18 protein-coding genes are annotated in these 17,943 nt (G+C 41.1%); 3 read left to right on the top strand and 15 right to left on the bottom strand.

The window, feature by feature from the left end; genetic code table 11:
* Positions 1 to 46: 46 nt before the first annotated feature.
* From LCF57_RS22570 to LCF57_RS22550, 5 genes are all read right to left on the bottom strand, one after another.
* Complete coding sequence (locus LCF57_RS22570; protein ID WP_226002716.1) at positions 47 to 901, bottom strand: DUF5677 domain-containing protein; 855 nt, start codon at positions 899 to 901, stop codon at positions 47 to 49.
* A gap of 237 nt (positions 902 to 1,138) precedes the next feature.
* Positions 1,139 to 1,573 (bottom strand): hypothetical protein, encoded by a 435-nt coding sequence (locus LCF57_RS22565; protein WP_044788082.1) that lies wholly within the window; start codon positions 1,571 to 1,573, stop codon positions 1,139 to 1,141.
* Between the two features lie 229 nt (positions 1,574 to 1,802).
* A complete protein-coding gene (locus LCF57_RS22560; protein ID WP_226002715.1) occupies positions 1,803 to 2,717 on the bottom strand; it encodes a hypothetical protein in 915 nt (304 codons plus the stop codon).
* 335 nt (positions 2,718 to 3,052) lie between these two features.
* Positions 3,053 to 3,802, bottom strand: a complete 750-nt coding sequence (locus tag LCF57_RS22555; RefSeq protein ID WP_025717122.1) for a metallophosphoesterase family protein — start codon at positions 3,800 to 3,802, stop codon at positions 3,053 to 3,055.
* A gap of 201 nt (positions 3,803 to 4,003) precedes the next feature.
* Positions 4,004 to 4,207 carry a helix-turn-helix domain-containing protein gene (locus tag LCF57_RS22550; RefSeq protein ID WP_010345194.1) on the bottom strand — a complete coding sequence of 68 codons (204 nt, stop codon included), beginning with the start codon at positions 4,205 to 4,207 and terminating at the stop codon, positions 4,004 to 4,006.
* A 171-nt stretch (positions 4,208 to 4,378) separates the two neighbouring features.
* Here LCF57_RS22550 and LCF57_RS22545 point away from each other — a divergent pair, with 171 nt between their 5' ends.
* On the top strand, positions 4,379 to 4,666 hold the full coding sequence (locus LCF57_RS22545; protein WP_103049512.1) for a hypothetical protein: 288 nt from the start codon (positions 4,379 to 4,381) through the stop codon (positions 4,664 to 4,666).
* A gap of 531 nt (positions 4,667 to 5,197) precedes the next feature.
* Positions 5,198 to 5,572: a hypothetical protein gene (locus LCF57_RS27980; RefSeq protein WP_318840753.1), complete on the top strand. Its 375-nt coding sequence runs from the start codon at positions 5,198 to 5,200 to the stop codon at positions 5,570 to 5,572.
* A gap of 487 nt (positions 5,573 to 6,059) precedes the next feature.
* Here the strand turns inward: LCF57_RS27980 and LCF57_RS22540 are convergent, their stop codons facing one another.
* The 7 genes from LCF57_RS22540 to LCF57_RS22510 all read right to left on the bottom strand — a co-directional run bounded on the left by LCF57_RS22540 (position 6,060) and on the right by LCF57_RS22510 (position 14,493).
* Complete coding sequence (locus tag LCF57_RS22540) at positions 6,060 to 6,941, bottom strand: hypothetical protein (RefSeq protein ID WP_226002714.1); 882 nt, start codon at positions 6,939 to 6,941, stop codon at positions 6,060 to 6,062.
* 155 nt (positions 6,942 to 7,096) lie between these two features.
* Entirely contained in the window at positions 7,097 to 8,212 is a 1,116-nt protein-coding gene (gene xerA / locus LCF57_RS22535) for a site-specific tyrosine recombinase/integron integrase (protein ID WP_226002713.1), read from the bottom strand.
* Positions 8,213 to 8,584: 372 nt separating this feature from the next.
* Positions 8,585 to 10,657, bottom strand: coding sequence for a methyl-accepting chemotaxis protein (locus LCF57_RS22530; RefSeq protein ID WP_226002712.1), 2,073 nt, complete (start codon positions 10,655 to 10,657; stop codon positions 8,585 to 8,587).
* Between the two features lie 297 nt (positions 10,658 to 10,954).
* Positions 10,955 to 11,953, bottom strand: coding sequence for an ABC transporter substrate-binding protein (locus LCF57_RS22525; protein ID WP_226002711.1), 999 nt, complete (start codon positions 11,951 to 11,953; stop codon positions 10,955 to 10,957).
* Positions 11,954 to 12,278: 325 nt separating this feature from the next.
* Positions 12,279 to 13,046 carry a histidine phosphatase family protein gene (locus tag LCF57_RS22520; protein WP_226002710.1) on the bottom strand — a complete coding sequence of 256 codons (768 nt, stop codon included), beginning with the start codon at positions 13,044 to 13,046 and terminating at the stop codon, positions 12,279 to 12,281.
* A 16-nt stretch (positions 13,047 to 13,062) separates the two neighbouring features.
* Complete coding sequence (locus LCF57_RS22515; protein WP_226002709.1) at positions 13,063 to 13,530, bottom strand: hypothetical protein; 468 nt, start codon at positions 13,528 to 13,530, stop codon at positions 13,063 to 13,065.
* A gap of 60 nt (positions 13,531 to 13,590) precedes the next feature.
* On the bottom strand, positions 13,591 to 14,493 hold the full coding sequence (locus LCF57_RS22510) for a hypothetical protein (RefSeq protein ID WP_226002708.1): 903 nt from the start codon (positions 14,491 to 14,493) through the stop codon (positions 13,591 to 13,593).
* Between the two features lie 459 nt (positions 14,494 to 14,952).
* Between LCF57_RS22510 and LCF57_RS22505 the strand changes: the two genes are divergently transcribed.
* Positions 14,953 to 15,507, top strand: coding sequence for a GNAT family N-acetyltransferase (locus LCF57_RS22505; RefSeq protein ID WP_226002707.1), 555 nt, complete (start codon positions 14,953 to 14,955; stop codon positions 15,505 to 15,507).
* A 160-nt stretch (positions 15,508 to 15,667) separates the two neighbouring features.
* Here the strand turns inward: LCF57_RS22505 and LCF57_RS22500 are convergent, their stop codons facing one another.
* The 3 genes from LCF57_RS22500 to LCF57_RS22490 form a co-directional block, all read right to left on the bottom strand.
* A complete protein-coding gene (locus LCF57_RS22500) occupies positions 15,668 to 16,219 on the bottom strand; it encodes a CueP family metal-binding protein (protein WP_226002706.1) in 552 nt (183 codons plus the stop codon).
* Positions 16,220 to 16,414: 195 nt separating this feature from the next.
* Positions 16,415 to 16,972, bottom strand: coding sequence for a GNAT family N-acetyltransferase (locus LCF57_RS22495; protein WP_226002705.1), 558 nt, complete (start codon positions 16,970 to 16,972; stop codon positions 16,415 to 16,417).
* 26 nt (positions 16,973 to 16,998) lie between these two features.
* Positions 16,999 to 17,940 (bottom strand): ADP-ribosylglycohydrolase family protein, encoded by a 942-nt coding sequence (locus tag LCF57_RS22490; RefSeq protein ID WP_226002704.1) that lies wholly within the window; start codon positions 17,938 to 17,940, stop codon positions 16,999 to 17,001.
* Positions 17,941 to 17,943: the final 3 nt, after the last annotated feature.

Here is a 17,943-nt window from a genome sequence, read left to right as displayed (position 1 = left end):
GAATATTATGTTATGTGAAGGAAATGGCCTCTTGATATACCCACAATCATTCTGTTCTATTTATCAGATTTTCAATAAATCCTTCTTTATTAATAGAAGGATGACGTATAGCAGCATTTACTGTTATTTCTATCAATTTTGCTTTGTCATAAGTTTCAAGTAAATGGGGATAGTTTTGAGTTAAGTATTGTAGCAAATGCGCCAAAGTTAAAAAATAAGTGTTGCTTGCCATGTCAAGAATTTTCAATTCATCTTCAATATTTGATTTTGATAAATCCATCTTAAATACAACACTCGAGGAGTATTCTTCTAAAATCTGTGTTCGATAAACCTCTAACGAAGTTGGATCTGAATGCTCATACTTACTGGCTTGTCTGTACAAAGATATATAAATGCCAAATTGCAATTTATCTTCTCTCGCTAAACTCGCTACAGTAATTGGCGATAAGGTTCTCGTATTATTTAGATCATATCCATTTCTTCTTAATTCTCTTTTTATATTGTTTAATTTATTGATCCTATCTGGAAATTCACTATCTCTGTACCATCCCTTATCAATAGCTTTTTTCAGATCTTTCAAAAACTTATAATCAGATTTAAGCGGTTGCATTATGAATTCTTTGTATCTTGATTTTGAACTATCATCATGACATAAGTATTCAATCAACATATAATTATTAATTTGTGACCTCAGAAGTATATAAGATTCTTCTGTATAGTTATTCTCTAGTAAGACCAGTAATCCATTAAGCAGATTTGTTTGCTTAGCGTATAATAATATAATATCACGTACATTTTCATAATCTTCTTGGATAATCATTGGACTTTCTTCCTTGAGAAAATGAGTGCTCACTTCCTCAATAAATCTTTTAATAAATGAGAGTTTTTCTTCTTTCTCCATAGTATCACCTCAAATTAATATATCTTTTCATTTCTTTCACATAACGTTGTTGTATTCACGACGCCCCACCACCTTAAAGGAACGAAGTGACTGGCCGCAACGCGGTTGGGTGGTGGGGGTGTGTTCGCCTGAATCCACTTTCAGCTTTGCCTCATCGGGCGAACCGAGGGCCGAAGGGCCCGAAGCGTGAATATTTTGTTATCTGAAGGATCGGTCTGCTTGAACTACTATCAATAACTATTCAACCTTTACTTCAGCAATAAAGAAATTCTCTCCAGGTATTGAATCTCCAGCCATTCTTCTTATCATTGACAATTGACCAACATGTGTCATTGCATCTGATAATGGCCCTTGAATCAGTTTTTCGATAATTCTATCTTTGTTTGGTATTCCATTTGATTTCATTAAATTGTCTAAGTTATGCAGCTCATTAAAAAATGTCTGTACTTCGTCATTCCAGTTTCCTGATTCTTTCTTAAGTTGTACTTGGTTATCAAAAACGGATTGGGCATATCTTATGACATCAGACATGTGTGCCAAAATTTCAATTGGAGTTCTTACACCGTTACCGAGCTCATAATTCGGGTAATTACTTGGAGCATTTAGAATTGCTTTTGAACATCGATACTTGAGAGACGAGAGGTAATGTCTTAAAAAGTAAATTTCATCCATTTTTATTATCCCCTTTTCTAATTCTTCTCTTTTTAAAGGTCTACCGATCTTTCATATAACGTTTCTGTATCTACGAACCCGAGAAGCTTAAGAGCGCAAAGCGACCGGATCCGATGGATAGCCTCGCAGGGTTGTTCGCTGAGTCTTCTTCTATGCCTACCACTTCTGGCGAACCAAGGGCAACGCCCGTAGCGTAGATACAATGTTAGCTGGAGTTCAGACTTCCTGATTAACTTTCAAGAATACTCTTTTTAAGAATAGATTTTAAAGTGTTTGAGTTATATTTCTTTTTTTTAAATTGCTTCTTTGATCCAAAAAAATCGAAATTCCCACTAGATATCTCCGTTAATCTGCTACATTCATAAATTGCTTTATCATCTTCATTCAGTAAATTATAATAGTGGTCAATGTAAGCACATACCCTATCTTGATTATCCTTCATTAAGGTAATATTCAAACTTGGGTAATTAACGGTATAGAACTCTAGTGATTTATCCTCGTCATCATCAAAGATGAAAATATTAAATGCACTTGAATCAATATGAAAATCTCGTTCAATAAACATCTCCATTCTATTCTGCTCTAAGAACACCTGAAACTCGTTATCATTCTTGACCTCATCAATTAATTCATTCAAATCTTTAAACTCTTCTCCGAAATAACCAGACCAATAACTGTGCTCCTGATACCTAGCCAATTCTAAAGTTTCCTTAATCTTTGTAATTAGTTCATCTAAATTTAAATATTCAGTTCTGTCACTCATGAAAGTAGGAAATAAATTCTCAATAATAAATTCTATAGTATTATTTATTGTTCCAATGATTTCATGAAAATCAATTTCTCTATATATACCAAAATGTGTTACTTTATTTCTAATCCGCCCCATTGCATCAAGAGATAACCGATCGCTATCCTTAATTCCTATAAAGCTACTTACTCTGTTTATCGCTTCTTTGTACGAAATAGTTTTAATATGAATATCTCTTGAATTTACAAGCTCATTTAATGCTCTTTTATGATTAATTTGTTCATGAATTCTTATAACTTCTAATAGATTTGGATTTGAAAGTTCCTCATAAATTAATAGTTCATTTTTTTTGACAAATAATACTTTAAAAAGATTTCCGCTGCATTTTGAAAGCAAATAACTGATAATTTTAAATATCTAAATCCATTACTTTCAAATAAATTATCTGATTGTAGGTATTTATTATAAAATTCGTTGCCACTAGCAAAAGAATCGATACCATTATCATACAAATTAAATTTCATGTTTATCTCCTTTTTTTCGAAATTTCAGCTAACGTTTGGCATTCCTGACGTTCAAGCAGCTTAAGTGACCGAAGGGAACGGGTCGTCAGACTTAGCTGGTTGAATGTGTCGCCTGATTCCACTTCTCAGAGAATCTTCTAGGCGACCGAGGAGCGTCAGCGACGAAGCTGGAATGCATTGTTAGAAGATGTGGCCGTCCTCCTCGAATTACATCCTAAATGCTCTCCCAGACTTTATAGCAAACGCATAATCTTTTCGTCCGTTATCTTCAGCAATTGAACTAGCTTTATCCCAATCATAGTGAATCATTACATGTTCAAAACTCCACTTTTTTGTCGCAGCAGTCTTGTAGGCAATGACATATTCAGCATAAGGTGAGTTTGATTCCATCACATGTGGATATGGCAATTCATCATCATAGGCAGGCAAACCTACACTACCAGCATTTATAATTAACTTACCATTCGATAAATAAGCCGTTCTAAACACGTGACTGTGTCCACAAAATATATAGTTCTGCGGAACTTTCTCAAGTTCCATTGAGAGATGATCGAGACTCTTATATCTAACACCATCTTCATCTACTTCTTCTAACAAATACTGGTCATTTAAAAATGGGGTTCCATGACAAAACAAAAGGTCTTCAATTACCCATGTCTTTTTAAACGAACTAATCCAGTTCTTGATCTCATTATTTAGTAATGGTTTTACAAATTTATAGGTAGCTAAATTACTTTCTTCTTTTAAAAGAATTTCGTCACAATTCCCCATAATATTTATTATATTTTTGTTGTCCAATAATTGTTTAGCGGTACCTAATGGATCAATGGGACCGAACAAACTATCTCCTAAATTCACTATTAATTGAATGTCCCGTACTGAAATATCCTTTAGTACAGCTTCTAATGCAAAACTATTACTATGAATATCTGAAATAATTGCGATTGACTCATGCATAAGTTCTCTCCTAACTAATTTTTAACGGCCATTTCTTCTAACGTTCCTGTATTCATGAACCCCGAAGGGGTTGTCTACTGAAATGCTTCCCTGAAATCCTTCTCGCAGACCAAGGCTCCAAAGGAGCCGCTGCTTGAATATTATGTTATACGATGGAATCACTTCTTCGGTTAACCAACATTCATTCTTGATTCTAATCTGTCATTGTTCTGCTATATGTTCCAATAAATCTCCTGGCTGACAACCTAAAGCCGCACATAATTTATCAATCACTTCTAACGACACATATTCGTTCGTATTGAGTTTCGCCATTGTAGCAGACGAGATACCTGTCATTTTCAATAAATCCTGCTTCTTAATCTCCCTGTCGATCAATAATTTTTGAAAAGGTTTATAACTAATCATCTGATATTCCTTTCATACATCAAGTGAATTTTTCTTTAATTATATGAAAGTATATTTTCTTTATCAAAAACATCTTCAACATGTATTGACTTAATTATTTGATATGATAAAATTATGTTTAATAAGTTGAACTTTTATTCATAAAATCAAATACATTGGATGGTGTTCAAAATGCATAATTCTTTAGAAGTCTTACTTGATTCACTGATTCATACTCGAATTGAATCTTTATATGGCGAGCTTATCAAAAACAACTCCAGCTACAACCAGTTCTCATCCGAACGGAATCTCTACTTCAAGCAGTTACATGAAGGAGTACCGGAGAATATACAGAAGACCCTATTCCTTTACGATGATGCTGAGCTTTCTGTTCAAGCTATTTTAGAACGTGAAATTTATTTGCAAGGTTTTAAGGACGCTCTTCACCTGCATAACGAATTACATATATCTTTAGATTGAGAGCCTTCTGGCTCTTTTTCATTTTGATTCTATTGTATAACGTTGTTGTATTCACGAAACGCCCCTGCCTTAGATGGCTCTTATCTTAGGCTGGGGCGTTTGTTGTCTGAGCTTCTTCCATGATTATACATCTGGCAACCGAGGGGCGGTAGCCCCGATGCGTGAATACGTTGTTATAGGATGTAAGCATCTTCTTCGAAAAACTATTGGAAGCTTGTTGTTCCTTATCGAATCTCCTTCTTTCGCCACAGGGTAGGAACCTTCTCTTGAGGGTAAAAATATGCCTTTTCCATATCGTTGTTTTAACTTTTTTTAAGGTTTCCTCCTCCTCCGGCATAAGCCCTTTGGTAATGCTTTTTTTCTACTTCCATAAAAAATTCATTGAATTCTTCGACTAAATCAGCGCTCTTTGTCATACGACCGACACCTATCCTATTTTAGTAAAATCAGACTATCACCCTGCTCTATTTGTCTATACCATTCATAAAAACCGCAATACACTATATCAACCTTAGAAAAGGAGTGATTTAGTTGGCAAACAGTGATGTACGTCTTGCACTTTGGTCTGGTACCAATTTTTCTGGTCGTCGGATCCTCTTCAGACGTGGAGGGGTTGCGGTTCGTGATCTTGGAGCGTTTCGGTTTGACAATGCGCTTTCAAGCTTTCGACTCAGAAATGTTGTGCAAAGCACTCAAGTAACACTTGTACTGTTTTCGGGAATTAACTTTCAGGGGTCATTCCGGGTGTTCCGTGGCAGTCAAAATGTGGCTAACTTGGGTAATTTCAATTTCAACAACGTCACATCTTCGTTAATCTTGGTAGGCCGCAATCTTACTAGCACGGAAATATCTCAAATTCAAAGCACTGGAAGACCGCCTCGAGACATTCTTATTATAAGACAATAGCACTAAATAATATGGCCTTTTGGGATAGGAAAACGACAGTCTACTATACCAGCGGCAATCTAGGGCTTATTTATCGTCCAAGGCTTACGATTTTATTGAACGCAACAAAGGCTCAGGGTTGCTTATTCTACGCCCTGAGTCTTTTTTCAAATTGAATTTGGTTATTTTTTAACCATCTTTCTCTAACTGCTGAGTAAAAGTAGTTTTACCAGAGCCCGCTACGCCACACATCATTACCACCAATGAAACAGTTGGATCTTTCTAAAGAATCGTATCTTTTTTTCAGAGTTCTCATACATCAGTATTCTCCTTTCATCTTTGGTTTAGCTATGTTTATATTTTTGTTTTGCGCTGATTTCCTATAACGTTCCCGTATTCACGACTCAGCGTATGCTGAGTGTTCGGCGAATGCCGGACCCAGGACGAATGTCCGCAGCGTGAATATTCTGTTATCTGTAGTTGATATCTTCCTGAATTACTTCCTACTTTATGATTCATTAATAATCTCTATTAGTTCTTTACTACCTATTCCTGAGTAATTTTGGAAAACTGTTTTTATAAGATTCAATTCGCTCTTATAAATTTTTATAATCTTTGGCTTAGGCACGCCCGAATCAATTTTTTGCTGAATTTTGTTAGGAATATATGCAGCAAGATCAGCTAGTGAACTATAAAGTAAAGCAGCTTTTGAATGAAAATGTGGATGCTTGCATATAGAAATATACTTGTCCGGAAATTTCTCATACAATTGTTCAATTCCAGAATATAGTTTTCTGAAAGTAATATCAGCAACATTTTTTATCTTTCCATCTAAAGAGTACTCTTGTTCAAAAGATATATGATAAATATTATTCTGAGTATTTGGAATAGTTATTACTCTCTCGAAATTGTTCCAAAATAAAGTAAAGTATATCTCTTCATTACTCATCTCCCCCTCATTTAATTCGATCAGTAATTCTTCTCTACTTTTCCCAATAAATAAAGCGGCTTTAGGTATCTGATTTACAATTTCAGTGTACCCAATAATAAATTCATCTCTTCTGTTTTTGAGTTGTTTGGAACCATAAATATCAGTAAAGTGAATTTTCTCAATTCCAAATTGTAACACTAAATCCTCAAGCTTTTTTTCAAGTCCATTCAAAAAGTTAATGTCCAAAAAAGGGATCATAACTAAGCAAACCCCATAATTTCCTTTGAACTCTGACTCATCGGATAAAATTGTACACAAATCTCCGTCAGGATTTACTACTGGCTTTATATAATCATTAGAATGATGCCCTGTGACTTTATACAATTGTTTAGAAAGATCTGTGGAGTCATCCGGTTTCTCATCATCATTTGTAAATCTATAATATTTAAAGTTATGCATTTTAAAAATTCTCCTTTATCAATTACAGATAACGTCTTATTTACGAACTTCCGAAAGAATGCTCTCTTCGTCATATTCACGAACTTCGTGAATCCTGCACTTTTCTCCTTATTCCCACACTTTCTGCGCTTCAATCCTCCAGCCCACCTATCCGATCATAAAGGACTTTGAATCCGCCCAATGTCCCGCTTGCTCACGTGTGTATACCGCTCCGTCGTTCGCACACTCTGATGCCCCAGCAGTTCCTGAATATAGCGAAGATCGATCCCATTCTCCAGCAAGTGGGTCGCAAAAGAATGCCTTAGCGAATGGATACTCACCTGTTTGCGAATGCCCGCTTCAGCCAGCGCTTTTTCAAACACTTTCTGCGCTGAACGTTCCGTCAGGTGGCGGCCTTCCCTCTGCCCTGGAAACAGCCAGTCTTCCGGCTGCTCCGCCCCTATGTACTGCTCGACCACCGCAAAAGCCGCTTCGGAGAGCAGCGTTTGCCGATCCTTTCTACCCTTTCCCTGACGGACTTTCAGCACTTTCCGTTCCCGGTCGCAGTCCTCGGGACGCAACCTCACCACTTCGCTTACTCGCAGCCCGGATGTATACGTCAGGTACAGAATAGCCCGATGCTTCGGATTTTTCACTACTTTCAACAGACGCATGACCTCATTCAGGGACAGCACATCCGGCAGTTTACTTTCTTTTTTTGGACGAACATAAGCGGCGGATTTTGGCTGCTTTAGCACATGGCGAAAGTAAAATTTCAGCGCGCTGATCGCTTGGTTAACATAAGCGTGCGAAAGGCCTTTTTCGAGCAGCGCCAGCGCATATTTTTGCACCGCCGCATCATTTATACTTGCTTCGGTCCCTTGCAAATCGGCGAAAAAGCGTTCCGTTTGCGATATGTAAGCTTTAATTGTCTTGCTGCTGTATCCCCTTGCCACCAATGCATCGCGCAATTCTTTCCGCTGATCCGGATTCCATTCATCACGTTCCGAAGGAGATAGAACCACATTGGCCTGCGCGCCCCGCCGATCCAGCCATTCTCGGATGTACGGCAGCTCTTTATTCAGGCGCTCGTCCCATTCGAACTCGCAGCTCCGATACGCTTCCAACAGGCTTTCTACAGCCACGATGCTGTACGGAATCGTCCAGATTTTTTCGTCTGGAACCCATTTTCTGCCCGGTATGGACCGAATCCCTTCTCGCTCCTTGACTCCGTATCGCTCCAACCGTACGCCAATCGTTTTTTCATCCCGATAAAGTAGGTTAATCTTCATCTCGTTGCCTCCTTAGTATATCAGTCGTTCAAAAAATTGGAAATCCAATTTTGCACAAAAAAGGGCCTTAAGATGGAGATTCATCTTAAGGCCCGATTCTTTCGGAGCAAATTGTTGAACCGTTAAGTCCAATTTTCATTATCATAGAATGCCTTGCCTTTACTTGTCCAGTTCCTCCGTCACATCATCCCATAGCACCGCACCACCTTTCCAACAGATAACCCGGCTTCAGGTTCAGTAGGTATCCTTTTGGAACTCCCTCTTCGCATCGTCAGCCGCCTCGGGCGTCGTTTAAATTGCTGTTAAAATAGGATACGAAAAGGTAAAAAGCCCGCGCTGGACGCGAGCTTTGCTGTAATACCAAAATCATGGCTATTCATGTTCCTCGACCTTAAACTGTCTTAATTCGTCTTGAAGCTTATTGGACAAATGGCTTAATTGTTTGGATAGTTCAGCAACCTGTTCGAAACTCTCCAATTGTTCTTGCGTGCTGGCGCTGACCTCTTCGGTTGAAGCTGAATTTTCTTCGGTGGTGGAAGAGATGATCTCCAGTGCCTGCAAAATCTCATCTTTATGCTTGTGGACTTTGGAGGTGTTCGTGCTGATCTGGATCATTCGCAATTTCAAATCTTCCAAATCCTTATTAATGCTAAAGAATACTTGCTTCGTGTCCTCCACCGATCTCGCATTTTCTTCTGCAATTTTCAGACCGTGAGCTGTATGCTCCACCGATACGCTGGTTTTTTCTTCAATCACACGTACCTTCTTATAGATTTCCTGTGTCGCCAGTGCAGTCTGCTCCGCCAGCTTGCGAACCTCCCCGGCAACAACGGCAAACCCTTTGCCCTGTTCTCCTGCACGCGCAGCTTCAATGGAAGCATTGAGCGCCAGCAGGTTAGTCTGCGTTGCAATTTGATTGACCGTGTCCACGATACTCGAAATCTCATGACGGCTCATATCAATATCCTGAATAATAGATGACATCGCTTGTGTGGAATTATGATTTTCTTCCGCCCATCTGGATAACTGGTCTACTACAGCAAGCCCCTGTCCGCTTTGCTCAGCAGAGATTTGTACCATCGTTTCGATGGCTTTGGCATCATTGGCAATTTCGTCAATTTGGCCGGATAATGCTCCGGTTTTTTGTAAAATGTTATCCGTTTCGATGGATTGGTAGTTCGTTGCATTGGCAATTTCATTAATTGCTGTCGCAGTATCGTTCATCGTGATCGCGGTTCTGGAAGAAATGGATTGCAAATCATGAGAAGACTGATTCAAGACTTGAGCTGAGCCGCCTACCATTTGGAGCATTCCTTGAATTTTTTGAACCATATTGTGAATTCCTTGAGAAATTTGCCCGATTTCGTTATTGGAATGTGTATCAAACTGAACGGTTAAATCTCCATTTTCAATCAGCTTGATTTTTGCGAGCAGCTTCGGTATCGATCTCAACAGATAACGGAGCGTTATATAACAAATCACAACCAGCAGGATTGTGGCTGCGGCAAAACCGCCAATAGTAAGCCAAGTAAAGGTTTTTAATTCTGTGAGCACCTCTTCTTCAGAAATAGTTAAGCCTACAGACCACCCCGTATCTTTACTGGTTGCATACCCGATATAACGACGTTCCCCATTATCATTAATGAGCTGTACTCCGGACTCGCCGGCAATCATTTTCTTTCCGATCTCCCCAAGATCACCTGTGCTTTCGTTAATCTTTTCTTTCAGCACTTTATTTTGATCGGGGTGATACAAAATATCACCTGTTTTGGATGCAAGAATCGAATAACCTGTGCTTCCAAGCGAATAGCTTTGCATAACGGCAGGAATGTCTTTGAAAGCAATATCGACAGCAGCAAATCCGATTAATTGATTACTGCTATCTTTAATCGGATAGAAAATGCCCATGAGCACATTACCCGAATTGACGTCCTTATAGGGTTCAGAGTAGTATAAACCGTCTGCTTCAACAGCTGGCTTGAAGTATGGGCGTGTATGGATATCGAAATCCGGTTTAGAAGCAACACCATCATTCTGTAGAAAGAAGCCTTTACCAGATATTCCTGCAATCCAGGCGTCGGCAAAAGATGGCTCTGCCTTGACAATGGCTGCCAGAGTCGCTACTGTTTCCGCAGCGTAAGAAGAAGTTTTCACCATTTCTGCCGATGGGGTGGTTTCTAAATATTGCTTAAAAAGGTTGTTCGTTGACATTTGTTTGACAAGCGATCCCTTTTCCTTGAATAACGCATCAAATTGACTGACGATGGCCTGCGTCTTGGTCTGGAGCATGGCCTCTTGCTGCTTGACAAGTATGCTTTGCGTGCTTGCAAACATAAACGTCCCCAAGGTTGCAAAGACGACAACGATAATGACTAACAAGACCATGGCCAATGTGTTGGCGATGCTGGATGATCTGGATACGCGCTTCTTAATATTTTGTGACATGCTGCCATCTCCCCGAGGAATATTGAGCGAAAAGCTCTTAGATAATATGTCGGAAGTTTGCAGTTGTTTTAATAGGTTTTTAGTATACACAATTTAAAGTTTTGCTATCTTCGTCTTATTGCCATTGCTCCAGGTGTATCCGCTGCCCTTATGTGATTAGCTATGGGGAGAATCAGGTGGCGACTCGCGTGGAGTGAGCTAGAGAATACAGGGAAAAGCCCGCGAGAGACGCGGGCTTTTAGTGCTGCAGTTTTAGAGGCTACGCCAATTATAAACCGGACGCAATATCGGCCGAGCTCATTTCATAATCGCCGTAATAACATGATCAACCAGCGCTTTTGACGAGATAGGACCGCCAAACGTCCATGTCTTGCTATCCAATGCATAGGTGTGTTTTTCTTTGACAAAATTCAGGCCGTTCCAGACCGAATTATTTTTCAGCGCTGCACCGAAAACATCATCGTCCGGCTGTACAATATAGATAAAGTTGCTGTCCTGAACGGCAGATAGAGCTTCAATGCCTACAGTTGAAAAACCATACGCTTCAAGCTTGGCTGGCTTCCAATCGTTAATCAGCCCGATCTTCGCCAGTGTTCCAGCAACGACCGAATTATCCGAAAACATGCGCAGGCTGGCCGCATTTTGATAAGTGAACGCCTGTGTCAGAATGTAGTGGAAATCCGCTTTACCAGCAGCGGCGAGCTTTTCTTTGGCATCCACATAATGCTGATCCAGCTCCCTCAGCACCTGCTTTGCTTTGTCTTCTTTTCCAAGAGCGACCGCGATGTTGTTGAAAATCTCTACCATTTTGTCATAATCGTAGCCCTTGCCGTTATTCAGACTATATTCGACTGTCGGTGCAATGGCTTTTAGTTGATCATAGATCGCTGCATTTCCATCAACATTGGAAATAATCAGGTCCGGCTTCAATGCAGCAATCGCCTCCAGATTGGGCTCGTCGCGTGTTCCAACATCGGTCACGCTGCTATCCAGAGCCGCCTCTGAAGATACATACTGCTTGTATCCGGCATTATCCGCATTACCAATCGGCTGAACGCCCAGCGCAACCATATCCTCCGTAAATGTCCATTCCAGCACTACGACACGCTTTGCTGGTCTGTCTAGTGTGATCTCGCCACGATTATGCTTAACCTTCACAGGACCAACCGCAGCTTCATTCGGTGTGCTGCCCGAAGTAGCCGTCTGGCTTTCCGATGTATTGCTGGCAGCTCCGCAGCCTGCCAGAACAAGCGAAAAAATCAGCAACATTACAATCCCGCTCAAACCTTTTTTCATAGAACATATTCTCCTCGTGTATGTACATTTTATAGATAATGATAATCATTATCGTTTTTTGGATTGTGACGGAGAAATGTAATTTTGTCAATGATAAAAGGTTATGTCGAGCGTTCTCCCTTTCATGGAGTTTATGCAAGACAAATAGCTGGGGGATTGGATTTCTTACCCCGTAGCCGTTGAGAGCCAATGAAGGCAAAGAGCCTAAGCTGAACACGGCTTGTTACTTTAAATGGCTGCCGAGACATTCTCGGCAGCCTGAGTTTCCCCTAAATGCGCTCTTGCTACGTTGAAAATACACATAAAGGCGTATTTATCAATCTTCCTATTTTATAGTCAATTTGGAAACAGTGCTGTCATACTTTATCAAAGCTTCCTTGAGCAAGTTTAGCACATGTACTACGTTATATCCTTTTCCCGTTCCTAGAGGTTTAAGCAACACCATGTTTAGATAATCAAATTTTTTATTTGGGTTCAGCTGGTTATTAAAATGGTGGCGGTGTGCTACAAATATTTGATTCAGCCCTTCCTCAGGAGCTGTCTCTAACAGCTGATCCAGCTCTCTCTGCACCAGACGTGGCTCAATTTGAACGTTTTGCTGGCTAAAAGCAATTTCTGCCGTTTGTCTCGCTCGGTTAATCGGACTCGCGCTGACTGGAAGCTGTATCGGGATTTTTCTTGCCGTAAGCAGTTCACCCAGCCTCCAAGCCTGTTCCCGGCCGAGTGCACTTAACATGACATCATCATCAACTGTATTCTCAGGCTGTGCATGTCGAAAATAGAGATTGTATCCTCCTTGGCGAAGCAGCATAAAGGGATCTGCCACAGGATCTTCGGAATGCAGCAATTTGTTTAGCGCCCAGCCCGTTTTGGACATACCTGGCTGTAGCGGCAATAAATCTTGCTGTTGCAGCAGCTTTTTCATTAAATCCCGACTGCTTTCCGCTGCTATGTTTCCTGTCGCCTCCGTTGATATCTCCACGATTGAGCTGCCAGCAACATTCCAAACCTCCGCACTTTCCTGTATACCGCTCCATTCCCCTTTATATTTACGGGCTGTGATCGGGCCGAACAAACTTGTTTTCGATAGCATTGTGGTAAAATTTAAATCACCCCATTGCTTCCGTAGCAGCGTCCGGTGCATGCTTCAGGAAAACGGCCTTCCAATCATCGGGATGATGGAGTGCGGATACATTTACTTTCACCTCGTATGAAAGGTTCAACGATTGATGTTCTCCACTCCAATCTACTTCCTTGTTCAACAAAGGATCATTCAGATCAAAGCCTGATTCTTCCATTTCTCTCATCGCTTGTTCTATATTTTTATTCTCGGTAAGTTCAATTCGCTTCTTGTAAGTGATTTCCCATTGATCTTTGCCCTGCTTGAGACGCCCGCGCAAAATCCAGCCTGCATGGTACAAATCCAACGCAGATGTATCCAAAAAGCGAATATCCAGTTGTTGATGTGCTGCCTGATCCAGATGTACAAGGTCAACACGCAATTCATGCTCATCTGACAGTACCTGATTACCGTCTAAGATAAATTTAATCTCATACTGCATTTCTGTTTGGCTCATAGCAGTGCCCCTTTTCGTTTATGACCAGCTACAAATAAAAATTTCAAATTTTTTCACTTACTATACTCGAACTGCCTCTTTTATTACTGGATAGAAGGTTCTTGCATTTTTCGCTCCATCTTGTGTTCGGAATACAGTGATATCAAGTTTTTCTCCATTAAGCTCAACCGGGATATGCTGCCTTCCGTCCAGAAATGCAACCGTACCAAGGGCGAGTAAACCTTCCGCACTTGTGCCAACAAAGAAACCTCCAATATCTTTAAAAAGCTTGGTTTTCTCACCTGATTCCTTCTCTTCTTCCAAAGTATATTTAATGGTTATAACTTCAGCCAGTTTACTGGCTTCTATTTTATTTACTTCTACATGCTTGATGAATACTATGGAATCCTCTTTTTTCAATTGCACATAGGGACCATCGTTAATTAAATAATGATACCAAAAATGGTGCCCCCCCAATTTTCTTCTTCTGCTGCCTTGTTCACCTAAGAACACATGTTCAAAATAAGAGGTGCTTTTTCCTAGGATCAATTTGAACCAAAGTGCTTTTAGCACATCCATCCACTCTTCATCTGAACTGCCATCTGTAAGATGTCCGTTGGATTGGGCGTATTCTCGGGCAAGTTGCATCGGTTTAGTTCCAATTGCAAACTGTAGAAACTCATTGACTTCAGCCTGCTCCTCAGGGGTGATATCTTCTTTCTTACCTTTGAGCCATTCAAAGTTATCATGCAGTTTAATAAATAGATCGTAGGATTTTTGTTTATTTTGCGGAATGTGGGTTTCCTTAAATACGGAAATTTCATTTTTTTCACTTCCGGGGGTTGTAACTTGATCCGGGGTCGGGTCCATATCAACGATAACATAACCTTGTTCCGAATCCTTTTGATTATCACTCAATCCTTTGATCAAAGGAATTATACCGTTTTCCTTCATGTCTGCTTCCCAAATTTGTTGAAATATCATAATTTGTCCCTCCCAGGTGGATTTATTTTTGAACCTGTATCATCTTTTGTATGTATCGTTACATTTATGTATAAACTCTAATGGTTCAACAAACAAAGTATGTTAATCTATTAATTCATTTTGTAAACATTATTTAGGGAGATGGGACGATTGAATTGTCCTCTTGGGGTCTGTCTATGATTACACAACATAATTTGGAGGGAAAGGTTGCCTTTTTGTGCTTTTCGTTCAACAGCTTGCAAACAAGAAGTCGGAGAAAGCAGTGTAGCAGCGCCAAGATACGATAGAAGACTCCCTTACCTTCGCAACCGGATTAATAATTATGGTAAAATAATCTCATAGTAATACTCCCTGGAGGTTGCGATAACTATGAAAATCGTATTCTTTTAAGTCCGAGGTCCGCCGTCTCACTCCATACACTCCACCAGTTAAAATCAGGCTTAAAATTAGGAGGATGATATGGATATTGTGATTCAGGAGATCATGGTCGGAGATGAAATGAACTGTAAGGAAATAGATGACAGTTTTACTGTTGATTCTACCATCGTCCTGTCCCTGACAGGTCGACAAATCGGATTTACGGTGAAAGAAATTCCTGGCTATACGAAAAGCTATTCAGAAGAACAGTTTGAAGAAGCAGCGGACGAAGACTATTCAGAATACATCGATAGCCCGGATCAAATCGTGTACTTGGCCTGCGTCGAGAATCAAGTAGTAGGCCGTATCGTACTGAAACGAAACTGGAACAAATATGCTTATGTAGAAGACATAGCAGTTGACAAAAAATATAGAGGGCGGGGAGTAGGCCGTAAACTGATCGAACAAGCCAAGCGGTGGGCGAAAAACGGTGGAATGCCCGGAATCATGTTGGAGACGCAAAGCAATAACGTGAATGCATGCAAATTTTACGAAAGTTGTGGCTTTGGAATAGGCGGATTTGATCTTCACTTGTATCAGGGTATTCATAAACACAGTGATGAAATTGCGATTTTTTGGTATCTGATCTTTGAATAACTTCAGTAGGTCTAGCCGAGATGTTGTAAACACCCGCCAACAGGCTAAGTACATCAATTATGCTCCATTCAGGCCCGCGTCAACATCTGCGCGGGCCTGATGCATTCTCAATCCCTTTCCTACACACAGAATTCCGATAACTGGATTTAAATTCACTGCGTTAACCCAATTGCATCGTGGTAATGCAGGTATCGTCGTTCTCAAACGTGGAGACTTGGGATTTTGCAGTTTTTCCTTTATGCTCGACCGTAACGCTATAGGTTTTGTCACGCGGTAGCCATAGATCAATAAATCCATTGGACTGGGATTTTACTAAGGCTTTATTCATGACTGAATTCCCAGCGGAATCATGAATCGTTACATTGAACTCTTCATCCTTCATTTCGCCTTGACAACCGGTCAGGCTATGGGTTGCACAAGGGTGGGTCTGTTCCATATATGGTGCTATCGAAACAAAAAACTCGTTAGCAGGTAAATCGTAGGTCTTTGTTGTGGTAGCATCCTCCGATACGCTCAACTGACTGGATGTGATGGAAGCAGACTGGGCCGTTGCCTTTCTTGTACTGAAATCATGCACCAATTGCTTGATATTTGACACTCCCTGGTTGCCAGCTTCTTCTCTCTGGGCATTTCCTGCAATCAGATATGTCCCTATGGCGACCACAACTAACCCAGTAGCTATCCCAGTAGTTATTAAGGTTATTTTTTTCATCTTGAGTTCATCTCCTTGTCCCTTTTTTTATTATTATAAATGAGAGCACATCATGATAGGCAGGATGAACGCTTAATGTCACCATATGCTCACATTCATCTCTGGTACAGGTCAAAAATTGAGCAATAGGCGGTTTTCTCTCCCGAACCGATGATGCCCAGCGTCTCATTTCTACTCAGTTATTGGGGATTCATTTCACTCTATTTCTTGTAAAAAATCCTGCACTTCACATAACCACACCATGTGACCTCCATCCTTGCCCCAGTAATCCTTCGCAATGGTGTAGGGTGCCCCGAATTTCCGCAGCCATTTAGTCTGGGCTATTTTGAAGCCGCTATCCAGGCAAAAATGCGTAACTTCCATTTCCTTCAGCCTGGTCATCAAAGCTCGAATTAACGCCGAGCCTACCCCTTGTCCCTGATAAGCGGGCAGCACATATAAACTTCCCAATGTCCCCACATGCCCGAGTTCATCGTTGGTGCACTTTCCGATATCTTCACCGCAAGGGCCATAAGAGATCGTTCCAACGACGTTATGGTTATGTTTGGCCATCAGAAAAAACAAATCTGAATTCGAAGCTGACAAAGATACTCGCAGCAACTGTTTTTTGTGCTCAATCTCATGCTGCATATCGTCGATTAAGGCTTCCAGACCCTCCTGTTCAAATGCCGCAGTTATGGAACTTTCAAAAACGACATCTGCTGCCTTCAGATCCGAAGGAGCAGCGGGTTGAATACTGAACTGTTTTTTCATACTGTCAAAACTCCTAGAACTCATATTCATCCTTCATTTAGGCTCTTTTCGGCCTTCTTCCATAATGCCTCAGTAAGTTCATCAATCGTCTCTTTCATCGAAAGCTTTTCACGCCAATGGCCCGGAATTCCACTTTGCCCGTAATAAGCCCCGGCAATCTGCCCGTACACCGCTCCGGTTGTATCAGCATCATCCCCAAGGTTTACTGCCAGCAGTGCCCCATTTTCAAATGAAGTTGAATGATAAAATGCCCATAACGCAGCCTCGAGGGAACGAATGACATAACCGGTTCCCTGTATTTCGGGCGGCTCCTTATGGCGGTAAGATCCCTGGATGATTTCTTCAATTGCTGCCGAATAAGCTAGCTTGTCCCGCCGCCACTTTCGGCACACGTCGGCCGATAACATTGCTTCTTTGTCTGCCCCACGCAGAGCTTCTACAAGGATTGAAGCAAGCACAGCACAGGCCTCAACACTTTCCGCTGCTGCATGGGTGGTGCGTGAACTCATCTCGGCATACATCAGCGCCTCTTCCGGACGGTTCGCATAGGCCATAGCAACAGGTGCAAGCCTCATAATGGAGCCGTTTCCTGCGCTCATAGGGTCAACAGATCCGCTGTACGGATCTCCAGTGGCTTCGAACCGATGCAGCGCCCCTCTCGTCGCACCACCGATATCAAAGCACGTTCCTGTGCTGCTCATATATCCCATATAGTACCAATTGGTATATCGCCGCATTTGGTCTGCCGGATCAAATTCATCTTTACGCACCAGACTCTCGGCTAAACAGAGCGCCATGGACGTATCGTCCGTCCACTGTCCCGGCTTTAATCCAAACACACCGCCGCCCACGATATCCGTTACAGGTTCAAATGTACCTGGACTGCTGAATTCCACCGTAGTTCCCAAAGCATCTCCCGCGGCCAGCCCGACCAGACATCCAAAAAAACGATCCTTGATAAGTGCCATTCT

Origin of the sequence: Paenibacillus sp. BJ-4 (assembly GCF_020404765.1) — a bacterium.
Lineage (GTDB): Bacteria > Bacillota > Bacilli > Paenibacillales > Paenibacillaceae > Paenibacillus.
The sequence above is the reverse complement of the archived record's forward strand: the minus strand, read 5'-3'. Positions and strand labels throughout refer to the sequence as shown.

Coding starts and splice junctions, on each gene's coding strand:
- LCF57_RS22490 (WP_226002704.1), bottom strand. CDS start 17,940: ATGGCACTTATCAAGGATCGTTTTTTTGGATGTCTGGTCGGGCTGGCC.
- xerA (WP_226002713.1), bottom strand. CDS start 8,212: ATGAAGATTAACCTACTTTATCGGGATGAAAAAACGATTGGCGTACGG.
- LCF57_RS22555 (WP_025717122.1), bottom strand. CDS start 3,802: ATGCATGAGTCAATCGCAATTATTTCAGATATTCATAGTAATAGTTTT.
- LCF57_RS22570 (WP_226002716.1), bottom strand. CDS start 901: ATGGAGAAAGAAGAAAAACTCTCATTTATTAAAAGATTTATTGAGGAA.
- LCF57_RS22520 (WP_226002710.1), bottom strand. CDS start 13,046: ATGCTATCGAAAACAAGTTTGTTCGGCCCGATCACAGCCCGTAAATAT.
- LCF57_RS22505 (WP_226002707.1), top strand. CDS start 14,953: ATGGATATTGTGATTCAGGAGATCATGGTCGGAGATGAAATGAACTGT.
- LCF57_RS22530 (WP_226002712.1), bottom strand. CDS start 10,657: ATGTCACAAAATATTAAGAAGCGCGTATCCAGATCATCCAGCATCGCC.
- LCF57_RS22545 (WP_103049512.1), top strand. CDS start 4,379: ATGCATAATTCTTTAGAAGTCTTACTTGATTCACTGATTCATACTCGA.
- LCF57_RS22550 (WP_010345194.1), bottom strand. CDS start 4,207: ATGATTAGTTATAAACCTTTTCAAAAATTATTGATCGACAGGGAGATT.
- LCF57_RS22495 (WP_226002705.1), bottom strand. CDS start 16,972: ATGAAAAAACAGTTCAGTATTCAACCCGCTGCTCCTTCGGATCTGAAG.
- LCF57_RS22540 (WP_226002714.1), bottom strand. CDS start 6,941: ATGCATAACTTTAAATATTATAGATTTACAAATGATGATGAGAAACCG.
- LCF57_RS22510 (WP_226002708.1), bottom strand. CDS start 14,493: ATGATATTTCAACAAATTTGGGAAGCAGACATGAAGGAAAACGGTATA.
- LCF57_RS22525 (WP_226002711.1), bottom strand. CDS start 11,953: ATGAAAAAAGGTTTGAGCGGGATTGTAATGTTGCTGATTTTTTCGCTT.
- LCF57_RS22565 (WP_044788082.1), bottom strand. CDS start 1,573: ATGGATGAAATTTACTTTTTAAGACATTACCTCTCGTCTCTCAAGTAT.
- LCF57_RS22500 (WP_226002706.1), bottom strand. CDS start 16,219: ATGAAAAAAATAACCTTAATAACTACTGGGATAGCTACTGGGTTAGTT.
- LCF57_RS22515 (WP_226002709.1), bottom strand. CDS start 13,530: ATGAGCCAAACAGAAATGCAGTATGAGATTAAATTTATCTTAGACGGT.